The organism is Flavobacterium sp. GL_143 (genome assembly GCF_057834355.1).
Genome location: NZ_CM174401.1, coordinates 4,667,511 through 4,686,766 on the forward strand (window position 1 = coordinate 4,667,511; position 19,256 = coordinate 4,686,766).

General features: G+C 31.8%; 20 protein-coding genes. 15 read left to right on the forward strand and 5 right to left on the reverse strand.

The window, feature by feature from the left end; all coding sequences use genetic code 11:
- The first annotated feature begins 198 nt into the window (after window positions 1–198).
- The 4 genes from AC3IPI_RS19585 (at window position 199) to recQ (ending at window position 5,294) form a co-directional block, all read left to right on the forward strand.
- Window positions 199–1,602 carry a type III PLP-dependent enzyme domain-containing protein gene (locus AC3IPI_RS19585; protein WP_039114210.1) on the forward strand — a complete coding sequence of 468 codons (1,404 nt, stop codon included), beginning with the start codon at window positions 199–201 and terminating at the stop codon, window positions 1,600–1,602.
- A 99-nt stretch (window positions 1,603–1,701) separates the two neighbouring features.
- Window positions 1,702–2,670, forward strand: a complete 969-nt coding sequence (locus AC3IPI_RS19590) for a deoxyhypusine synthase family protein (RefSeq protein ID WP_039114211.1) — start codon at window positions 1,702–1,704, stop codon at window positions 2,668–2,670.
- A 9-nt stretch (window positions 2,671–2,679) separates the two neighbouring features.
- A complete protein-coding gene (locus AC3IPI_RS19595) occupies window positions 2,680–3,096 on the forward strand; it encodes a DNA primase (RefSeq protein ID WP_489155103.1) in 417 nt (138 codons plus the stop codon).
- Window positions 3,097–3,182: 86 nt separating this feature from the next.
- On the forward strand, window positions 3,183–5,294 hold the full coding sequence (gene recQ, locus AC3IPI_RS19600; RefSeq protein ID WP_489155105.1) for a DNA helicase RecQ: 2,112 nt from the start codon (window positions 3,183–3,185) through the stop codon (window positions 5,292–5,294).
- A 516-nt stretch (window positions 5,295–5,810) separates the two neighbouring features.
- Here the strand turns inward: recQ and AC3IPI_RS19605 are convergent.
- From AC3IPI_RS19605 to AC3IPI_RS19620, 4 genes are all read right to left on the reverse strand, one after another.
- Window positions 5,811–6,326 (reverse strand): DinB family protein, encoded by a 516-nt coding sequence (locus tag AC3IPI_RS19605; RefSeq protein ID WP_489155107.1) that lies wholly within the window; start codon window positions 6,324–6,326, stop codon window positions 5,811–5,813.
- Window positions 6,327–6,337: 11 nt separating this feature from the next.
- Window positions 6,338–8,923, reverse strand: a complete 2,586-nt coding sequence (locus tag AC3IPI_RS19610) for a phosphoenolpyruvate carboxylase (protein ID WP_489155109.1) — start codon at window positions 8,921–8,923, stop codon at window positions 6,338–6,340.
- Between the two features lie 96 nt (window positions 8,924–9,019).
- A complete protein-coding gene (locus tag AC3IPI_RS19615; RefSeq protein ID WP_007805990.1) occupies window positions 9,020–9,499 on the reverse strand; it encodes an Lrp/AsnC family transcriptional regulator in 480 nt (159 codons plus the stop codon).
- Between the two features lie 77 nt (window positions 9,500–9,576).
- On the reverse strand, window positions 9,577–10,731 hold the full coding sequence (locus tag AC3IPI_RS19620; RefSeq protein ID WP_489155112.1) for a M14 family metallopeptidase: 1,155 nt from the start codon (window positions 10,729–10,731) through the stop codon (window positions 9,577–9,579).
- Between the two features lie 312 nt (window positions 10,732–11,043).
- Here AC3IPI_RS19620 and AC3IPI_RS19625 point away from each other — a divergent pair, with 312 nt between their 5' ends.
- The 5 genes from AC3IPI_RS19625 to AC3IPI_RS19645 all read left to right on the forward strand — a co-directional run bounded on the left by AC3IPI_RS19625 (window position 11,044) and on the right by AC3IPI_RS19645 (window position 14,520).
- Window positions 11,044–11,520: a helix-turn-helix domain-containing protein gene (locus tag AC3IPI_RS19625; RefSeq protein WP_086894493.1), complete on the forward strand. Its 477-nt coding sequence runs from the start codon at window positions 11,044–11,046 to the stop codon at window positions 11,518–11,520.
- 420 nt (window positions 11,521–11,940) lie between these two features.
- Entirely contained in the window at window positions 11,941–12,540 is a 600-nt protein-coding gene (locus AC3IPI_RS19630) for a TlpA family protein disulfide reductase (protein ID WP_489155114.1), read from the forward strand.
- A gap of 28 nt (window positions 12,541–12,568) precedes the next feature.
- Window positions 12,569–13,426 carry an ATP-binding protein gene (locus AC3IPI_RS19635; protein WP_039114307.1) on the forward strand — a complete coding sequence of 286 codons (858 nt, stop codon included), beginning with the start codon at window positions 12,569–12,571 and terminating at the stop codon, window positions 13,424–13,426.
- A 73-nt stretch (window positions 13,427–13,499) separates the two neighbouring features.
- On the forward strand, window positions 13,500–13,844 hold the full coding sequence (locus AC3IPI_RS19640; RefSeq protein WP_489155116.1) for a hypothetical protein: 345 nt from the start codon (window positions 13,500–13,502) through the stop codon (window positions 13,842–13,844).
- Window positions 13,845–13,917: 73 nt separating this feature from the next.
- Window positions 13,918–14,520, forward strand: coding sequence for a PAS domain-containing protein (locus AC3IPI_RS19645; RefSeq protein WP_039114220.1), 603 nt, complete (start codon window positions 13,918–13,920; stop codon window positions 14,518–14,520).
- 96 nt (window positions 14,521–14,616) lie between these two features.
- Here the strand turns inward: AC3IPI_RS19645 and AC3IPI_RS19650 are convergent, their stop codons facing one another.
- Window positions 14,617–15,168 (reverse strand): 1-acyl-sn-glycerol-3-phosphate acyltransferase, encoded by a 552-nt coding sequence (locus AC3IPI_RS19650; RefSeq protein ID WP_039120091.1) that lies wholly within the window; start codon window positions 15,166–15,168, stop codon window positions 14,617–14,619.
- 62 nt (window positions 15,169–15,230) lie between these two features.
- Here AC3IPI_RS19650 and AC3IPI_RS19655 point away from each other — a divergent pair, with 62 nt between their 5' ends.
- From AC3IPI_RS19655 to AC3IPI_RS19680, 6 genes are all read left to right on the forward strand, one after another.
- Window positions 15,231–15,896: a spermidine synthase gene (locus tag AC3IPI_RS19655; RefSeq protein ID WP_039114222.1), complete on the forward strand. Its 666-nt coding sequence runs from the start codon at window positions 15,231–15,233 to the stop codon at window positions 15,894–15,896.
- A gap of 413 nt (window positions 15,897–16,309) precedes the next feature.
- Window positions 16,310–16,987, forward strand: a complete 678-nt coding sequence (locus AC3IPI_RS19660) for a peptidoglycan DD-metalloendopeptidase family protein (RefSeq protein WP_489155119.1) — start codon at window positions 16,310–16,312, stop codon at window positions 16,985–16,987.
- A gap of 6 nt (window positions 16,988–16,993) precedes the next feature.
- Window positions 16,994–17,470 (forward strand): hypothetical protein, encoded by a 477-nt coding sequence (locus AC3IPI_RS19665; protein WP_039114224.1) that lies wholly within the window; start codon window positions 16,994–16,996, stop codon window positions 17,468–17,470.
- Between the two features lie 11 nt (window positions 17,471–17,481).
- Window positions 17,482–18,090 (forward strand): hypothetical protein, encoded by a 609-nt coding sequence (locus tag AC3IPI_RS19670; protein WP_489155121.1) that lies wholly within the window; start codon window positions 17,482–17,484, stop codon window positions 18,088–18,090.
- 60 nt (window positions 18,091–18,150) lie between these two features.
- Complete coding sequence (locus AC3IPI_RS19675) at window positions 18,151–18,621, forward strand: nuclear transport factor 2 family protein (RefSeq protein ID WP_086894496.1); 471 nt, start codon at window positions 18,151–18,153, stop codon at window positions 18,619–18,621.
- Window positions 18,621–19,070 (forward strand): DinB family protein, encoded by a 450-nt coding sequence (locus AC3IPI_RS19680; RefSeq protein ID WP_489155123.1) that lies wholly within the window; start codon window positions 18,621–18,623, stop codon window positions 19,068–19,070. The genes AC3IPI_RS19675 and AC3IPI_RS19680 overlap by 1 nt, the downstream gene beginning before the upstream one ends.
- Window positions 19,071–19,256: the final 186 nt, after the last annotated feature.

Below are 19,256 nucleotides of genomic sequence, written 5' to 3' on the forward strand. Positions count from 1 at the left end.
CAAGAACCAAGTCAATACTTCATTCCTGAGGATATTGAACCGTTTTTATAATATAAAAGGAAACTATTGTTTTGACCTGTTTCAATGTACAAAAGCGGAGCACGAGAAACTACAAATCGTGTATGCAAATATTCGGGTTTGAATTTTAGATTATTTTATTGTTTACCACATAATTTAATTTAAAATATACATATCTCAATGAATACAAAATATTCTGATTTAATCAATCAAACTTATTACTTTCCTCAAGAGGAATTTACTTTAAACAAAGACAACCTTCAATTCCACAACATCGATTTGATGAAATTAGTAGAGAAATATGGTACGCCATTAAAATTTACTTATTTACCTCAAATTTCTAATAATATCAACAAAGCAAAAAGTTGGTTTAGAAAATCGATGGAAAAAAATAAATACGAAGCTAAATACTATTACTGCTATTGTACTAAAAGTTCGCATTTTGAGTTTATCATGAATGAAGCTTTCAAAAACAATATCCATATAGAAACTTCTTCGGCGTTTGACATCAATATCGCGGAAAATTTATTGGAGAATGGCAAGATTAACAAAAATACACATATAATATGTAATGGTTTTAAAAGAGACCAATACGTAACTAATATTGCAAGACTTATAAATAATGGTCATAAAAACACCATTCCGATTATTGATAATTATGAAGAACTTGATTTGCTTCAGGCAGAAATAAAAGGTAAATTTAAAATCGGAATTAGAATTGCTGCCGAAGAAGAGCCAAAATTTGAGTTCTATACTTCGAGATTAGGAATTGGATACAAAAATATTGTTCCTTTTTACAAAAAAGAGATCAAAGAAAATAAAAATTTGGAACTAAAAATGTTGCACTTTTTTATTAATACTGGTATCAATGACAATGCGTATTACTGGAATGAGTTGGTAAAATGTATTAAAGTTTATGTAGCTTTAAAAAAGGAATGCCCTACTCTTGATGGACTAAACATCGGAGGTGGATTCCCGATTAAGAACTCATTGGCTTTTGAGTACGATTACCAATACATGATTGATGAAATTATCAATCAAATTAAAATTGCTTGTGATGAAGCTGAAGTAGATGTTCCTAATATTTTTACCGAATTCGGTTCTTTTACTGTAGGTGAAAGTGGTGGTGCGATTTACCAAATTCTTTATCAAAAACAACAAAATGACAGAGAAAAATGGAATATGATTGATTCTTCTTTCATAACTACTTTACCTGACACTTGGGCAATTAACAAACGATTTATTATGCTGGCTGTAAACCGGTGGAATGATACTTACGAACGGGTTCTATTAGGCGGACTTACTTGTGATAGTGACGATTATTACAATTCCGAACAAAATATGAATGCCATTTACTTACCTAAATATAATAAAGAAAAGCCTTTATATATTGGTTTCTTCAATACAGGAGCTTATCAGGAAACGATTGGTGGTTATGGAGGATTACACCACTGTTTAATCCCACAACCTAAGCACATTTTGATAGATAGAGATGAGAATGGATTTTTGGCAACTGAAGTCTTTTCAGAAGAGCAAACATCAGATCAAGTATTGAAGATATTAGGGTACAGTAAAAAACAATAAAAAAAATCGCAAATTGTACTATATTTTTATAAATTTTATTAATTTGCATAACAATCTTTAAGGGTTTTTATAACCTTTGAATTCAAAAAAAAAGAAAAAATGAAAGGACCAATTAGTCAGTTTATTGAAAAACATTATTTACACTTTAACTCTGCATCTTTAGTTGATGCTGCAAAAGCATACGAGCAACAATTGGCAAATGGAGCCAAAATGATGGTAAGTATGGCTGGAGCAATGAGTACTGCCGAAATTGGAAAGATTTTTGCCGAAATAATTCGTCAGGACAAAGTTCAAATCATTTCTTGTACAGGTGCAAATCTAGAAGAAGACATCATGAATCTAGTAGCACACTCTCACTACGAAAGAGTGCCAAACTATCGTGATTTAACTCCTCAGGATGAGTGGGATTTATTAGAGAGAGGATTAAACAGAGTTACAGATACTTGTATCCCTGAGCATGAAGCATTCCGTCGTTTGCAAAAACATATCTACAAAATATGGAAAGATGCAGATGATAAAGGAGAGCGTTATTTCCCACATGAATTCATGTACAAAATGTTACTTTCTGGTGTATTAGAAGAATACTACGAAATTGACTTAAAAGATAGCTGGATGTATGCTGCAGCAGAGAAAAATTTACCTATTATTGTACCAGGATGGGAAGATAGCACAATGGGGAACATTTTCGCTTCATACGTAATCAAAGGTGAATTAAAAGCATCTACGATGAAATCTGGAATCGAATATATGGTTTTCTTATCAGATTGGTACCCTAAAAATAGCACCAACGGAATTGGATTTTTCCAAATTGGTGGTGGTATTGCTGGAGATTTCCCAATTTGTGTGGTACCAATGTTATACCAAGATATGGAAATGCACGATGTTCCGTTTTGGAGCTATTTCTGTCAAATTTCAGACTCAACAACCAGTTATGGTTCATACTCTGGAGCCGTTCCTAATGAAAAAATTACTTGGGGTAAATTAGATATTAAAACTCCTAAGTTCATTATAGAGTCAGACGCTACCATTGTAGCACCGTTAATTTTTGCATATTTATTAGATTTATAGAATAACTTTATGAAAAGAGTAATAGTTGATTACGCTAAACTTACCAATGAAATTTTAAACTTATTAGTTGATAAATTTCCTGATGGTTATGATGATTCGGATGTTATCCGTTTTAGAAATGCTAAAAACGAATTGATAGAAGCCGTTGAAGTACGTACAGAAGATACTATCTATTTAGTAAAAATTAGTACTAAACTTGCTGATAGAATTGAAAATTACGATGAAGATGATGAAATCGATGCAGATGTTGACACAATCGAACCAATAAAAGGTCTTGATCTAGACGACGACGCTGCTGACGATGACGACGATGAAGATGAAAACTTAGACAAGCCAGATCTTGACGGAGATGATGACGATGAAGACCGTGAGAAAGATATCGCCGATGAGGATGATGACGAAGATGATGAAGATGATGAAGATTAATTAATCTGAATATTTCAAAATAAAAAAGGAACTCATATTATGAGTTCCTTTTTTATTTAGTAAATTACCTACAAAAATACAAGCCAATGAAAACAGAAATATTACACGCCAAACTAAAAGAAAATTTTGGATTTGAAAAATTCAGACCAAACCAGGAAGATATTATAAATACAATACTTTCTGGTCGGGATACTTTAGCAATTATGCCAACTGGTGGAGGAAAATCTATCTGTTTTCAGTTACCGGCATTAGTATTGCCAGGAATTACAATCGTTATTTCTCCCCTTATTGCCTTGATGAAAGATCAAGTCGATAGCTTGAAAGCAAACGGAATTACTGCTTGTTTTATAAACAGCAGCCAATCTGAGCAAGAGCAACAATTTTATATGGAAAGCTTAAAATCTAACACTATAAAGTTGGTTTACATAGCTCCCGAAAGCTTATCTTATCTAGATATTATTTTTAATCAATTAACGGTAAGCTTAATAGCAATAGACGAAGCGCATTGTATCTCGGCTTGGGGACATGATTTTCGCCCTGCTTATACTAATTTAGGATATCTGAAAAATCGCTTCCCTTCTACTCCTGTCCTTGCATTAACGGCAACTGCCGATAAAGCGACGAGAACCGACATTACAAAACAACTAAATTTAAATAACCCGAAAACGGTTGTTGCTTCTTTTGATAGAAAAAATTTAAGCCTGGAAGTACGTCCTGCTCTCGACAGAGTAAAACAAATTATAGATTTTATAGAAAAGAAACCTCACGAATCTGGAATTGTTTATTGCCTAAGCAGAAAAACAACCGAAGAACTTGCAGGAAAATTACAGAAAAGAGGAATTAATGCCAAAGCATATCATGCCGGTCTAGATAATAAACTACGTTCTAAAACTCAGGATGATTTTATAAACGACGATTGCCAGGTTGTTTGTGCCACAATTGCTTTTGGGATGGGAATCGATAAATCAAATGTTCGTTGGGTAATTCATTACAATTTACCTAAAAATATAGAGGGTTATTATCAGGAAATCGGAAGAGCTGGTCGTGATGGTTTGCCATCAGAAACTATTTTGTTCGAAAGTTACAGCGATGTTATTCAGTTGCAAAAATTTGCTTCTGAAGGTTTAAACGCCGAAGTACAACTTGCAAAATTAGAACGAATGAAACAATATGCGGACGCTTTAAGCTGTCGCAGAAAAATATTACTTTCTTATTTTGGCGAATTAGTAAATGAAAACTGTGGTAACTGTGATATTTGCAAAAACCCTCCTAAGTTTTTTGATGGAACCGTTATTGCTCAAAAAGCACTATCAGCCATTACACGTTTACAAGAAAAAGAAACTTTAGCAGTAATTGTCGACTTTCTTAGAGGTTCTAAAAACGCTCATATTTACGAAAACGAATATCAGAATTTAAAAACTTATGGTATTGGCGCCGATATTTCTTGGTACGATTGGAATCAATATTTGATTCAGTTGATCAATTTAGGCTATTGCGAAATTGCTTTTCACCAACACAATAAAATTTTACTGACTTCTTTTGCTAAAAAAGTATTGTTTGAAGGAGAAAAAGTTCAGCTTACAACAGTAGTTAAGAAAGCTATTGAGCAAATTGAAATACAAGAAAAAGCTACTAAAGCTAAGCCAAATTCTCTTTTTGAAATACTTCGACAATTGCGCTACAAAATCTCTAAAGAAGAAGAAGTTCCGGCTTATGTAATTTTTAGCGATGCTGTTTTAAGGCAAATGGAATTATTACGCCCAATGAGCGATGATGAACTTATCGCAATTGACGGAGTCGGAAAAGCCAAACTCGAGAAGTATGGTTCCGATTTTGTAAATGCTATAATCGATTTTTTCAAAAACAAAAAAGCTCCAAAGGCAAAATCTAAAAAGGAAAGCAGCACATATAAAGTAACCTTAGAGTTATTTCAGGAAGGAATTTCTATTGAGGCTATCGCAGCAAAAAGAAAACTTGGTATTTCGACAATTGCATCTCACTTAGCCAAGCTATATGTTGATGGGCATGATATTAATTTATCTGATTATGTCTCTGATGCCGAAGTTATCCAGATAAGAAAAGCCCAAGTAAAACTTGAAAATCCTGAAACACTAAAGCCCTATTATGACTTTTTTGAAGAGCAAATTTCTTATGATAAAATACGTTTAGGCCTGGCGATTATCGAGAAGAATTATTAAAATATGATAAATTCACGTACTCATTAAACGATATTACACCTCTAAATCTTTGTCAAAGTTTTGAACTTTGACAAAGATTATTGTGTTTCTTACAGAGATTTATCGCACTCAAAAAAGCAAGTTTGCAGAAAATTATCTATCAAAATTGAGACGAATACTATTTTTATTCGTTTAAAAAATCCGTTTTATCAACGTTTTTGCTTTAGCAAATCCGTATCATCTGCGTTCCTTTAAGACTTTCTAGCGGAATCGAAGGACACAAACTACTCGCATATCAACAAAAACAAGACAAATTGCAATTACTCTTCGACTCGACTCAGGAGGACAAATTTGAAACTTTAATCACAAAATCTTTTAGAAACTAGGATAATCCTTAGCCCTGATGGAAACGGCATCCTTTTTATTTTTCCTTTAAAAATAAAAAGATATAGTAAACAGCAGGAATAGCTTCAAAAAAAAATCCTGTGAATTACTATTTCACAGGACTTTTAATATTTAATTGTAGCGTTTTATTAGCTACAAATATCTTTCTTGAAAAACTTTTTGATGATGTTTTTGGTGACCAATAATTACAAAACCTAAAGCTCTAACTGATATCTGATTATTTGATGCTGTACCAATTCGTTTAAGCTGCTCTTCTGATAAATTTTTATAGAACAATAAATTCGAATGTCTTACTGCAGAAAGTTCCGTTAATAGATCCTGAATGCTTCTTGCGTTTGCATCCGTATTATCTACATAATCATTTTCATCAAAACTTGGCAATCCTGTTTTATCGTTTCTAGAAAAACGTAAAGCACGATATGCAAAAATACGTTCGGTGTCGATTATGTGCTGAATGATTTCTTTGATTGTCCATTTTCCTTCGGCATAACGATAATCAAATTTATCCATTGGAATATTCTGAACAAACTTTATAAAATCATGCAAAGAAATCTCTAGTTCTTCAATCAAATTTACATCTCCTGCTTCGCGGATATAAGTTGTAAATCCGCCAGAATACTCGTTTTCTAATAATTGTGATCCTAACATAATAATTAAATTTAAGCTGAATTTCTACTTGCGTTTGTATTTCCGAAAAGCGAACGCGTTACTATTTTCTCATAAACTTTGATTAGGTCTTCATCGACTTTATCCTGCTTGTTTAATTCGTTAATTCTTAACAAAGCATATTGTTGTATTGTTAACAATGGTAATACTATACGCTCTCTTATCTGAATTGATGCTTTACCATCAGGATAATTCTCCATTAACTCTTTATGTCCTGCAATTTTTAATAAAAGGCGTTTAGTTTCCGAAAATTCATCGTAGATAATTTGCCAAAACTCTCCAAATTCAGGGTCTTTCCTCATGTAAGCTGTTAATGGTAAAAATGATTTTGCCAATGACATCATACTATTTTCTAACAAGGTTTTAAAGAATAATGAATTATCATATAAATCCTGAACTTTTTCCCATTGGTTTGTTTCTTCAAAATGTCTTAAAGCTGAACCTACCCCAAAGAAACCTGGTACATTTTGCTTTAACTGACTCCAAGAACCTACAAACGGAATAGCACGTAAATCGGCAAAATCCAGATTCTCTGACTTGCTTCTTTTTGATGGTCGGCTACCTATATTTGTTTTAGAGTAATATTTTAAAGTACTCATTTTTTCCAGATAAGGAATAAACTTAGGATGATTCTTAAAGCTTAAATACTCTTGATACCCTAGTTCTGCTAGTTGATCTAATATATCTTTTTCATCTACAGTCAACTCATTTTTACCTTTACTAAATACCTGATTTGTAACTCCAGCACTTAATAAATTCTCTAAATTATAGCGACAAGAATCTAATGTTCCAAAATTTGAACTAATTGTTTGCCCTTGTATTGTAATCTGAATTTCGTTATTCTCGATTTTCGGACCTAATGAAGCATAAAACTTATGTGTTTTTCCTCCTCCACGAGCTGGTGGTCCTCCACGTCCGTCAAAGAAAATAGCTTTAATTCCGTATTTTCTTGAGATTTCAGTAAGCGCTTCTTTAGCTCTGTATATACTCCAGTTTGCCATTAAATACCCTCCATCTTTTGTACCGTCTGAGAATCCTAACATTATAGTCTGCTTGTTTCCTCTCTCTACAAGGTGTTTTGCATATTCTGGATTTGTGTACAATTGCTCCATAATTTTATGGGCTTTTTGTAAATCATCAACAGATTCAAAAAGTGGGATTATATCAACCGTTGGACTTTCCCAATTGTTTAATCTAATCAATGCAAAAGTCTCCATTACATTCAGCGCACTTTCGTTATTACTGATTATATAGCGATTTGCTCCATACTCGCCATTATTTTCTTGTATGGTTTTAATAGCTTGAATTGACTCTATTGTTGATTTTGTAATTTCGTTTTCAAACACATTAGAGTTAAGATCCCCTTTTACTTTTGAAAGGATTGTTATCTTTTCGTTCTCTGATAAATCATAATAATTAGCAGGAAAAACTGTAGAGTCAGACTTTAAGTAATACGTTACAACATCTTTAAAAACAGCATCATGTATTTTACTATTTTGGCGAATATCTAGTGTTGCAAAATAGAAACCAAACAAGTTAATTTTTATAAGTAACGCCTCTAATTCGTCTAAATACAACGACTGGTGCTTATCGATAATTATATCTTTTATCTTGTTTAATTGTGTTTTAAACTCATCTAAAGTGATGTAAATTTCCCCTTTTGAATAAAAAACAGAACGATATAATTTAAACTCTAAATCTGAAACTAATGTATCTACTCCCGCAAAAGTCAGTTTCCTTTTCAGGTTGCGTATCTCTACATAATAACATTTTAGAATCGAAGTTCTCAAACGTTCAGCAACTTTTAAGGTAATTGCAGTGGTTACAAATGGGTTTCCGTCACGGTCTCCTCCTGGCCAAAATCCTAGTTTTATCAATGGATTTTGAATTGATTTTCCGTGAAAGATATTCCTTTGAAGATAATGTACTATTTCGCCCGAAGTTTCATAGAATACATTTTCTAAGTACCAAATTAAACTTACTGCTTCGTCGTAAGGATTTGGTTTTTCATTTTGTATAAATGGTGTTTTCCCTAATTGAGCAAGTAATTTCTTGATTTTAAGCAAATCATTTGCACGAATCGCATCGGTTAGGTCATTAATAATACCTAATACTGGCCCTGGGTAAAATTGTGTAGGATGTGCAGTTAAAACGGTACGAACATTAAAGTCTTCTAAAAACTCTACTAAATCATCTTCTTTTTCTTTAGCATCAGACTTTTCTTTGATATCACGAAGCGATCCTCTTCCTTCCATATTGTTTACAGTAGGAAAAGCTGCGTCTTCGATAGCATCAAACAATACAATTTGACGCTCGATATATTGAATAAATCGAAACATTAAGTCGATTTTATCTTTCTCGGAAGCATTATTTAAATACTTTCCTGAGAAAAAATTCACAATTTCTTTAGGTGTTTCTTGTTTTTTGAAGCCTGTTTCGCAAACTTCGGTAAATAAAGGAAGTAAAACCCCAGTATTATCAATAGAATCAAATGGTAATGTAATAAAGACACTATTGTAAATATGGTATTTAGAAAGAACGTCTTGATTAAAACGTTCAATTTTAGGAAGCGTATACATAATGTGTTATAGTTGGTTGGTTGTTAATAGTTAATTTTTCATAAAAAAACCCCAAGAAAAACTTGAGGTTATATTCAATATAGCATTCAAGATCAATTACATATTTTTAAAAATAGTATGCATCAAACGCTTCTTATCATTAATACTTTCTTCTAACGAGATCATAGTTTCTGTTCTGTAAACTCCTTCGATATCATCAATCATAAAGATAACTTCTTTAGCATGTTTCGTGTCTTTTGCTCTTATTTTACAGAAAATATTGAATTTTCCTGTAGTTACAGATGCTACTGTTACGAATGGAATTTGATTAATACGCTCTAAAACAAATTTTGTTTGAGATGTATTATTCAAGAAAACACCTACATAAGCTATAAATGAATATCCTAATTTATCATAATCCAAGGCTAATGAAGATCCCATTATTATTCCGGCATCTTCCATTTTTTTCACCCTTACATGTACTGTTCCTGCAGATATCAATAATTTTTTTGCAATGTCAGTAAACGGTACTCTTGTGTTGTCTATCAACATGTCTAAAATCTGGTGATCTACTTCATCCAAACGAAATTTACTCATAATTCTTTAATTAATATTACTAATTGCTATTACAAAGTATAAAAATATATATAAAAAATAACAAAATGACAAAAAAACTAACTTTTTATCAATCCATTAACAAATTTTATGTTATTATCTAAATAAAAATCTGCTTTCTGACTTGTTTTCGGAATATTATTAAAATCATCAGTATATGTTGCCCCTTTAGCATCATATTCAAAATGACCGTAATAATTTTCTAATTCACCAACTTCGGTAATGTAAGCAGTGAAACAAATTTTATTTTCAATCAATTCTTCTTTGTATTGTGCGGCAAAATTCGTGATTATTTCGATACCATCATAATTTATTTTGATGTTTTTATACATAAAATCATAAAAAACGACTTTATTTTGTGAAATATTCAAATATTTATTAATTCCATTGACAACTATATCGTTTTCGCTTAGTGCTTTAAATCCAGCAATTAAGGCGAAAAATATATACTTCCTAGTAACTTCTCTTTCATAATCATTCGGATAATGCCCCGCCTCAAATAAAATTGTAGGCACTCCCAGATATTGAAATGTATCTCCTATACAATTAATATTAAAAGAATCATCAAAACGCCCTACTTGCCCAGGGATATATTGCTGCAGAACATCATTCATAGCAACAATCAGATCTATAGCCTTTGTACGGGACTCATTTATCTCTCTCTCTTCATTATATGCAGGTGCCAGAAATGAAACCGTAGCAGGCTTCCCTGTGTTTCCTGCGCCAAAAATAGTACGCTGATCATGCAGGTTATAACAATAATGAGGTTTAAACGCTTCAAAAGCAGCTCTTAATACCTTACTTTCTGGTTGTGTTAACTGTTGCGAATCACGATTTAAGTCGACTTTGTTAGCATTTTCTCGGGTATATAACTTCGCACCATCGGGGTTTAGTATAGGAATGGAATAAAAAGTAAAGGTTTCTAGCATTTTATTTGCAAAATCCGAACCGCTATTTAAGACATTAATAAAGTCAAATAAGGCTTTTGTGGTCGTGCTTTCGTTTCCATGCATTTGCGACCAAAGGTAAATTCGTGTTTTACCAGACCCAATTTCGTAACTATATATAGGTTGATCCAAAACCGATTTACCAATAATCTTAACTTGATTATTAGTATTTAATTTGTCTAATAAGGGAGTAATTGCATCTAGTGTAAGATACCTTCCTTGAATACTTTGTTCTTTATGTAAGCTAAATAATTCTTCTAAATTCATGTCGTATTGTTTGGTTTACAAAAGTAAACATCTTTATTTTTACAATTGTAAACAATTAAATTTTGCCATAATCTACATTTGTAAACGCTTATTTTCTCGAAATAACCTCCATTTCCCTTGGTTTTGGTGACATTTGTTACCTATTTACAAAAACACACTTACAACACTAAATACTAACAACTTATATAACATTACATGAAGTCATATAATCAGTAAAATAGCTAGAATTAGGCAATTTACAATTGTATAATTGGTGCTTCGGTATATTTTAGTTACATTTGTAAACCATCTTAATTTAAAAAACAATTTACAATGGTAAACATCGAGGATTTTATAAAAAGATTGGAAACCATCCTAGATTATTATGGTTTAAATGCTTCTTCTTTTGCAGACAAAATTGGAGTGCAACGCTCTAGTATGTCTCACCTACTTTCTGGCAGAAACAAACCTAGCTTAGATTTTATATTAAAAATTATTGAGATTTTTCCCGATGTAGATTTGTATTGGGTCTTGAACGGAAAAGGTACTTTTCCTAAAAGTGAAAATATCGAAGTTGTTACAAATTCAATTCCACAAGAAATTGAAAAACCCATCGCTCCTATTTTTCCAACTAAAAGCTTTATCCCCGAAGATCTATTCTTAGAGATAGAAAATCCAACGGAGAAAAAACCAATTGAAAAAAATACTCCTGAAATAAAAAACGTAATTCCTAATTCTTCTTCTTCCGAAGAAATAGAAAAAATTGTGCTTTTTTATAAAAATGGAACTTTTAAAATTTACACTCCTTAAAAAATAAGCGAGCCCTTTTCGATTTTTGTAAGACAGAAAAAAACATCCTCTACACTACCTCTCTTCTGTCTTACTCTCAAACTATTACTGCAAAATCAAGACTTGTTTGCAAAAGCTACTTCTAAAACAAAGTAATTTTTGTTTAACCTAAAATTGTACGATATTTTCCTATAATTAATCCTATTCTTACATATTGCTTTTTTTGTCGCAATTTGTCCATTTTATTTGTTGTTTATCGATTTTATTTGTAACATTGATACGGCTTAAGAAAAACATATTTTAACAATAATATCTTATTATTATCTATTTAAATAGTATTTAAATATGATATTTTTATTCATATTAGCTAAATGTGTTTTATAATGAAAATAATTAACAAGTGTTTAATTCTGTATTTTCAACCAAAAAAACAACCAATTTATGAGGAAAAAATTCCTTCTTGCCGTGTGGTTTTCATTTCTTTTCGGTGCCATCTTAGTTTTGTTCTGGCAAAATGAATACCAATACAGTTTACCTACACCCGTCCCAAAAAATCATCACGATATTGCTATGGGATCTCACATTAATCTAGGAAAACAGTTTACTACTAAAAATAAACCTGTTTTCATCCATTTTTTTAATCCCGATTGTCCATGCTCCCGTTTTAACGTGCCACATGTAAGTGAATTAATAAAAAAATATGGAGATAAGATTAATTTCAATATCGTAGTTCTCAACAAAGTAAAAAATTTCACAGTAGAAGAAATTCAAGACAAATTTGATTCTAAGGTTCCCGTTTTCTTTGATAATGATATTGCTGATAAATGTGGTGTGTTCTCTACACCTCAAGCGGTTCTTATTGATGCTTCCCAAAATTTATATTATCGAGGAAATTATAACAAGACAAGATATTGCACTGATGCAAATACTAATTATGCACAAATGGCAATTGATTCTTTATTAATCCAAAACAACAAACCTTCTTTTGATGCTTTGGCTCTTAAAGCTTATGGATGTTCATTACCTAAATGTACTAAATAAATCTAACCTTAACCAATTTCTAATTACTATGAAAACAAAAGCAAGTTTGAATGAACGAGATTACCTGCACAATTTTATGTCTACGATGACACAAAAATCTGATACCATTATCAACTATGTTCTTGCGTTCTATTTCCTCTTCGGAATAGCTTTGGCATTTAAATATGATACATGGGAAATTGGAGTCGGTGTTGGAGCACTTAATCTCATCGCCTACTATTCAGCAAAATTTTTTCTCAAAAAATCTAAATTCTACCAATACGTTCTCTCTGTAGTTCTGGCTATATTTATGGCGCAGTATATTTACCAAATGCATGGTTTGTTCGAAATGCATTTTACAGTATTCATCGCCAGTACGATTTTGATTATTTATCAGAACTGGAAATTACAAATTCCGCTTACGCTTTTAGTTGTACTTCATCATGGAGCTTTGGCTTACTTGCAAAATTTTGTTTACAATGATGCTAATGGTCCTCAAATATATTTTTCGCAAGTTAATTTTGATATAGAAACTTTTATCATTCACGTTGTCCTTGCTGCTGTTGTATTTTTTATGAATGGCTATTGGTCTTATTATTTTAAAGAACATAGTGAAAATCATATTTCTAAAATTTCTGATGAATACGAATTGGAAAATATCAAATTGGCATCGGCAAAATATAGTTCTCTCTCTGCAAACAATGAATTTAATAGTTTTATTTATAAAACGTCACAAGATTTAAAATCACCTGTACACTCCGTACTCACTTTAATCGAAGTTTCTAAAGGGCAAACCGACAATGAGAAACTTCTTGGGTATTTTGAAATGATTAAAGAAAATACAAAAAAAATAGATGGCTTGGTCAATGATATCCACGGTAAATCGGCAAACCATATGGCGAATTAAACTTTTTATTTCCAAATTTTAGGCGTATTTGTTATTTCCCCCAAAATCAATTAGTAACCTTAACCTCTATTTTATGGCAGAATATGATTTTCAATCAGCAAATAAAACACTGATTACCTGGAAAAAATCTTTTGATGATTTTTTAAAAAACAACATCGCGCTAAATCCAAGGGATATGGTAGTATCAGAAACTGGTTTTGGCAAAGAAGTTGAAAAATTATTAAGTGAACACAGCACCAATGCAACCGTTAAAAACCTGGACTTTCAATACAAGAAAATCATTCATATTGCAAGCGATATCCAACATTTGAGATTGGTAAATGATGATACGCTGCCTGATTGGCTAGAAGATGAATTAGGTACGGTTTTCCAGAAAATAAATGACCTATTAGCAACTTTAGAAAAAGAATTTAACTAAGCACTACTTTATAAAAAATATCACACCTTTTATAAAAAAAACCAACTCATATATTAACTTAAAATAAAAATTTATGGAAACAAGAACTACTCGCCCGACTCCATCTGATAGAGAAGTTGATTGGAACAAAACTAAAGTACTGCTAAGTAAAACAGATACAAAAGGAACGATTTTATATGCAAATGAAGCCTTTATAGACGTGTCGGGTTATGATGAGTTTGAACTAATTGGGCAACCTCACAATGTTATACGACACCCCGATATGCCTAAAGTAATTTTTAAATTCTTGTGGGATAATATTAGAGCAAGCAAGAACATACATGCTATTATCAAAAACATGTCTAAAACCGGTAGATACTATTGGGTAATTACCGATTTTAAAATAATTGCCGATTCAGATGGAGAAATTGCGGGATTCTTTGGAACAAGAAAATCTGTTCCTGAAGCCATTATAGTAAAGTTTATAGAGCCTTTGTATAAAAAGTTAATACATATTGAGGAAGCTAGCGGAGTTAAAGCCTCTGAAGAATATTTAATAGGTTTTCTGGAGGAACGCAACAAAACGTACATGGAATATGTAGATCATCTTGTAGCTACTGGAAAAGACGATAAAGAAAAAGTGAAAAAAGGCTTTTTTAAAGGCTTTTTTGAGAAAAAAGACGTCAAAAAAAAATAAACGAGCACCTCGTGTAAATAAAAAACACAATTTCCGATACCACTAAAGAAAATTGTGTTTTTTTTATATCCAAAAGAAAGCCCACTGAGCATTTTTTTATAATTGAAATCCATTTTCTGGAATTTTCCCCACTACGCCTTTATAATGTTGTTTTAAAACTTCCATATCAGCTTCATAATTTCCTGTCGGATAAAAAGGTTTTCCGAGATTAACCTCTTTTTTACCCCAATCAAAAGCAACAGGAACAATAGGCACATTTGCTTTTAGAGCGATGTAATAAAATCCTGTTCTAATTTCCGAAACTTTTTTGCGAGTTCCTTCTGGAGCAACTGCTAATCGAAAAGTTTCTTTTCTATCAAAAATGGCTGCAATAGAATCGACTTTGTTCAAACCTCCTGAACGATCCAGCGGCTCTCCTCCTGCACTTCTAAAATAATATCCAAAAGGAAATTTAAATAATTCCTTCTTTCCAACCCAATTCATTTCTAATCCTGAAATACCTCGGGTAAAAATTCCTAAATAAAAATCATGGTTACTTGTATGTGGCATTACCATTAATACACATTTTTTAACCTCAGCATTTTCAACCCCTACAATTTTCCATCCCATCAACTTCAGAAAGATGAATTTATATAATTGTTTCTTCATTATTTTATTTTAACCTGCAAAATAAATAATTTAAATCTTAAATTTGGTAAAAACGCATACGAATGATTAAGAAAATATTCAGTTACCTGGTTCCTATAAAAATATTTGAAAAAAAATCTGCCCGCAGTAAAGCAATTGAAGTCACTTGGGCAAACGGAGAATTAGTCCTAGATTCCGAAAATACCAATTACTCTTACGGAAGTTTGCAACGCATTCTAAGATATGGTTTAAAAAATATTGGTTTCGAAAAGATAACTCCAATGAAACACATTTTACTCCTTGGTGTTGCCGGAGGAAGTGTAATCAAAACATTGGTCGATGAAATAAAATACAAAGGCAAAATCACCGGAGTTGAAATTGATCCCGAAATGATTCAGGTTGCCAATAAATATTTTAATCTAAATAAAATAAAACAACTCGAAGTTATTATTGATGATGCTTTTGAATTTGTACTAAAAACAAATAAAAAATATGACCTGATAATAATTGATGTTTTTGAGGATACTACGATGCCAAATTTTTTATTTGAAAGTTTCTTCAGTAATAGGGTTTGTGATCTTTTAAAAAATAATGGTTTTGTACTTTTTAATACCATGATTCTGGATGAGAAGCATAATGTACGAAACCAAAAATATATTTCGGAGATAAACAATAACCAACATACTGTAAAAATGCTTCCTCGAATCGAAGAACACAATGAATTGATAATTATTGAAAAACTAGCTTAGCGGTAAATTTATTAAGTTAAGTTTTTTTAATTATAATTTTTCTCGCAAAGACGCCGAGTCGCCAAGTTTAAACATGATTTCTTTACGTCTTTGCGAAGAAACTCCATAAACTTGTCATTTCGACAGAGGAGAAATCTTCGCAAGAAACTAACTCATAGTTTTTAAAAAAAATTAGCGAGCTACTCGTGGAGATTTCTCCTCTGTCGAAATGACAATATTGAGAAAAAAAATAACATTTAGAGTATTTACTCTACGCTTGGAGCCTTTACGAAAGATTTATTCGACATAGCATAGCATATGTTTCTTTAACTCAATGAAATTAAGCTTAGTAACGGAGGAAAATCCGTCCCGATGCTTCAGAATCGCGTTCCTTCCACAAAGTATTAGATAGAATATTAAAAAAAGTAAAACATATGCCCTCATTAGAAACTACTTTAAAAAAATTAACTCCAGCAAAAGTAATCGATGCTACAATCGGTTATGCTCAGTATATGCCTTTGGATTTATCAATCACAAATCAGGATTTAGCAAACAACAAGCCACAAACCGCTGCCGATTTTGAGAATTATATCGATAATTTATTAGCTCATGCCAATGCAAAAGTTGCTTTTGGCGGATATTTAGAGGAACGTAATCTATACAAACGAAGTGAAAATTTCAATAATTCTGATGCACCAGAACGTAATATTCATATTGGTGTCGATTTATGGATAAAAGCCTCAACTCCAGTATTGGCAGCGTTTAACGGGACAGTGCATAGTTTTAAAAACAATATTGGTTTGGGTGATTATGGCCCTACAATTATCCTGAAACATGATATCGAAAATCATATTTTCTATACTTTATACGGGCATTTATCGTTAGAAAGTATAGAGAATCTTAAAGTTGGAGATGTTTTTATTCAAGAACAAATTTTGGGCACTTTAGGAGAATCAAATGTAAATGGGGATTATGCACCACACTTGCACTTTCAGATTATAAAAAATATTGGAGATAATTTTGGCGATTATCCAGGTGTTTGCAGTAAAATCGACGCAGATTATTATGCTAACAACTGCCCAAATCCCAATTTAGTATTAAAAATAACATAAAGAACGATGAAAAAAGTACTATTTATTCTAAGTTTGCTTCTGTTGATTGGTTGCAAATCTAAAACAGGAGGAAACAAAACAGAGGATTTAAAAATATCAAAAGTTTTACCTACAGAAGTAGATAATAGCCAACAAAAAAAGGCCTACGATTTAGGAAAACGAGTTTTATTGACTTGTAATACCTCAAAATTTAAGCCTTTTAACGAAACTGAAGTTACGCCATCGGTTATGGCAAATACAACAGAAGAGCGATTGACAAAAACATGCCAGAAATTCCGACAATGGTACGGAGCATTTAAAGATCTTAAATTAGATGGTGTTTATAAAACCAAACATGAAACCATCTACAGATACAGAGCTTTATATGAAAAAAAAGTAGCCAATAAAGAACTTCGCGTGTATGTAAATGAAGACAATCTGATTTCTGCCATAAAATCGTTGGACTGGGACGAAACATTCGAGTCAAATTTAATTGAAAAATAAAACCTTATGAAATGAGCATTACCGAAAATTGGTCGCAAATACCAATGAAGATATGCGAATTCCATATTCCTTTAAAAAACAAATACTATCTACATATGAATTATAAAACACTACTGATTTTACCCTTTTTTTTCTTATCCATTTTGGTTAATGCTCAGGAGTCGCTTAATTTTAAAGGAAAAACATATCCAGCTACCCAATCTTGGGATTTTATCTGCGAAAATTATGCTTTATCTGGCGAAGCCAATGTGCAAATTGCAAAAACAGAAACGGGAGGTCTCTTAAAACTTAGTGTTGCCACAACAGATCCTAAATTACAAATTACAGGCGTTGCCTATATTTACTTAGTAGACAATACGATTATTGTATGTATTGATAAAAAAAATACTGAAGCTGCCGAAAATAAAACGGCAAATTATTACAATCTTTCGGCTATTGAAATCAATAAACTAAAGAAAACTGATATACAATCTATTAGATTCAATATAACAGGGACTGCAAATAAGTTTAGTAGCCAAATTGGTAATTTTACTGCCGTAAATAAGAAGTCTTATTTTTCGACCAAATTTGACAAAACTAAAAAAAGCTTTGATACCGCAACAGAAATTCAGGGTTTATAAGCTTATTTTTGGAGTAAATAGTCAATAATTCTGTACATTTATATTCTAATTAGATTAAAAATGACTGCAAACGAAGCCACAATTACGAAATTTTATACTGCATTTGCCAATGCCGACGCAGCCAAAATGAGCGAATGTTACCATCCTAAAGTACAATTTCGTGATCCTGCTTTTGGTTTATTAAAAGAGAATCAGGTTTCTAAAATGTGGGAAATGCTACTTAAAAAAAGCAAAGGAAACATAAAAATAGAATTCTCGGATGTAAAAGCCGATGATTTTGTAGGTTCAGCACATTGGGTTGCTACTTACAACTTTAGCAAAACAAACAGAAGGGTTATCAATAGTATTTCTGCCGAATTTCAGTTTCAGGATGGCTTAATCATCAAACATACCGATACTTTTGATGTCTGGAAATGGTCAAAACAAGCATTTGGTATTACAGGATACTTATTGGGCTGGACAGGTTTTTTTCAGAAAAAAATACAAGAACAGGCTTTATTATCACTTCATAATTATCAAACTAAGAAATAATGGCACATCTCGAGACCTTAAGAGCTCTTTTTAGCCGAGATCTTAATAAATTAAAACTCGAAATAGAATCTTATCAAAACGAAGCTAAAATTTGGCTCGTAAGCGAACAAATTCTAAATTCGGGCGGTAATCTATGTTTGCACTTAATTGGCAATTTAAACACTTATATAGGCGCTGCATTGGGTAATTCTGGTTATATAAGACATCGAGAATTAGAGTTTTCTCTAAAAAACATCCCAAAAGCAGAATTAATAGCTAAAATTGAAGAGACAATTACTGTTGTTGATACCGCTTTAAGTAATTTATCAGAAGAAGATTTGGAACATGAATTTCCTGTATTTGTTCTTGAAGGTAAAAATTCTACCGATTTTATCCTAACACATCTCACCACTCACCTCGCCTATCATTTAGGGCAAATAAACTATCACCGCCGATTATTAGACGCGTAAAATGGTTGATCGATAATAAATTAAACCATTAAGAAATTAAGAGAAATTAAGCTTTTACTGTTATTTTAAATTTCTTAAAATGTTCTTTAAAAACTGCGACTTGGCTGCTTTACGAGATTCAATAATCAAAACTTGCCTTTCTAATAGCATTCTTAATTTTCCTTAATATCTTAATGGTTAAAAAAA

Excerpts from the sequence above, each read along its gene's own strand:
- AC3IPI_RS19595 (WP_489155103.1), top strand. The coding sequence starts at position 2,680 with ATGAAAAGAGTAATAGTTGATTACGCTAAACTTACCAATGAAATTTTA.
- AC3IPI_RS19615 (WP_007805990.1), bottom strand. The coding sequence starts at position 9,499 with ATGAGTAAATTTCGTTTGGATGAAGTAGATCACCAGATTTTAGACATG.
- AC3IPI_RS19645 (WP_039114220.1), top strand. The coding sequence starts at position 13,918 with ATGGAAACAAGAACTACTCGCCCGACTCCATCTGATAGAGAAGTTGAT.
- AC3IPI_RS19625 (WP_086894493.1), top strand. The coding sequence starts at position 11,044 with ATGGTAAACATCGAGGATTTTATAAAAAGATTGGAAACCATCCTAGAT.
- AC3IPI_RS19585 (WP_039114210.1), top strand. The coding sequence starts at position 199 with ATGAATACAAAATATTCTGATTTAATCAATCAAACTTATTACTTTCCT.
- AC3IPI_RS19635 (WP_039114307.1), top strand. The coding sequence starts at position 12,569 with ATGAAAACAAAAGCAAGTTTGAATGAACGAGATTACCTGCACAATTTT.
- AC3IPI_RS19620 (WP_489155112.1), bottom strand. The coding sequence starts at position 10,731 with ATGAATTTAGAAGAATTATTTAGCTTACATAAAGAACAAAGTATTCAA.
- AC3IPI_RS19680 (WP_489155123.1), top strand. The coding sequence starts at position 18,621 with ATGGCACATCTCGAGACCTTAAGAGCTCTTTTTAGCCGAGATCTTAAT.
- AC3IPI_RS19640 (WP_489155116.1), top strand. The coding sequence starts at position 13,500 with ATGGCAGAATATGATTTTCAATCAGCAAATAAAACACTGATTACCTGG.
- AC3IPI_RS19660 (WP_489155119.1), top strand. The coding sequence starts at position 16,310 with ATGCCCTCATTAGAAACTACTTTAAAAAAATTAACTCCAGCAAAAGTA.
- AC3IPI_RS19675 (WP_086894496.1), top strand. The coding sequence starts at position 18,151 with ATGACTGCAAACGAAGCCACAATTACGAAATTTTATACTGCATTTGCC.
- AC3IPI_RS19655 (WP_039114222.1), top strand. The coding sequence starts at position 15,231 with ATGATTAAGAAAATATTCAGTTACCTGGTTCCTATAAAAATATTTGAA.
- AC3IPI_RS19665 (WP_039114224.1), top strand. The coding sequence starts at position 16,994 with ATGAAAAAAGTACTATTTATTCTAAGTTTGCTTCTGTTGATTGGTTGC.
- AC3IPI_RS19590 (WP_039114211.1), top strand. The coding sequence starts at position 1,702 with ATGAAAGGACCAATTAGTCAGTTTATTGAAAAACATTATTTACACTTT.
- AC3IPI_RS19605 (WP_489155107.1), bottom strand. The coding sequence starts at position 6,326 with ATGTTAGGATCACAATTATTAGAAAACGAGTATTCTGGCGGATTTACA.
- AC3IPI_RS19610 (WP_489155109.1), bottom strand. The coding sequence starts at position 8,923 with ATGTATACGCTTCCTAAAATTGAACGTTTTAATCAAGACGTTCTTTCT.
- AC3IPI_RS19630 (WP_489155114.1), top strand. The coding sequence starts at position 11,941 with ATGAGGAAAAAATTCCTTCTTGCCGTGTGGTTTTCATTTCTTTTCGGT.
- recQ (WP_489155105.1), top strand. The coding sequence starts at position 3,183 with ATGAAAACAGAAATATTACACGCCAAACTAAAAGAAAATTTTGGATTT.
- AC3IPI_RS19670 (WP_489155121.1), top strand. The coding sequence starts at position 17,482 with ATGAGCATTACCGAAAATTGGTCGCAAATACCAATGAAGATATGCGAA.
- AC3IPI_RS19650 (WP_039120091.1), bottom strand. The coding sequence starts at position 15,168 with ATGAAGAAACAATTATATAAATTCATCTTTCTGAAGTTGATGGGATGG.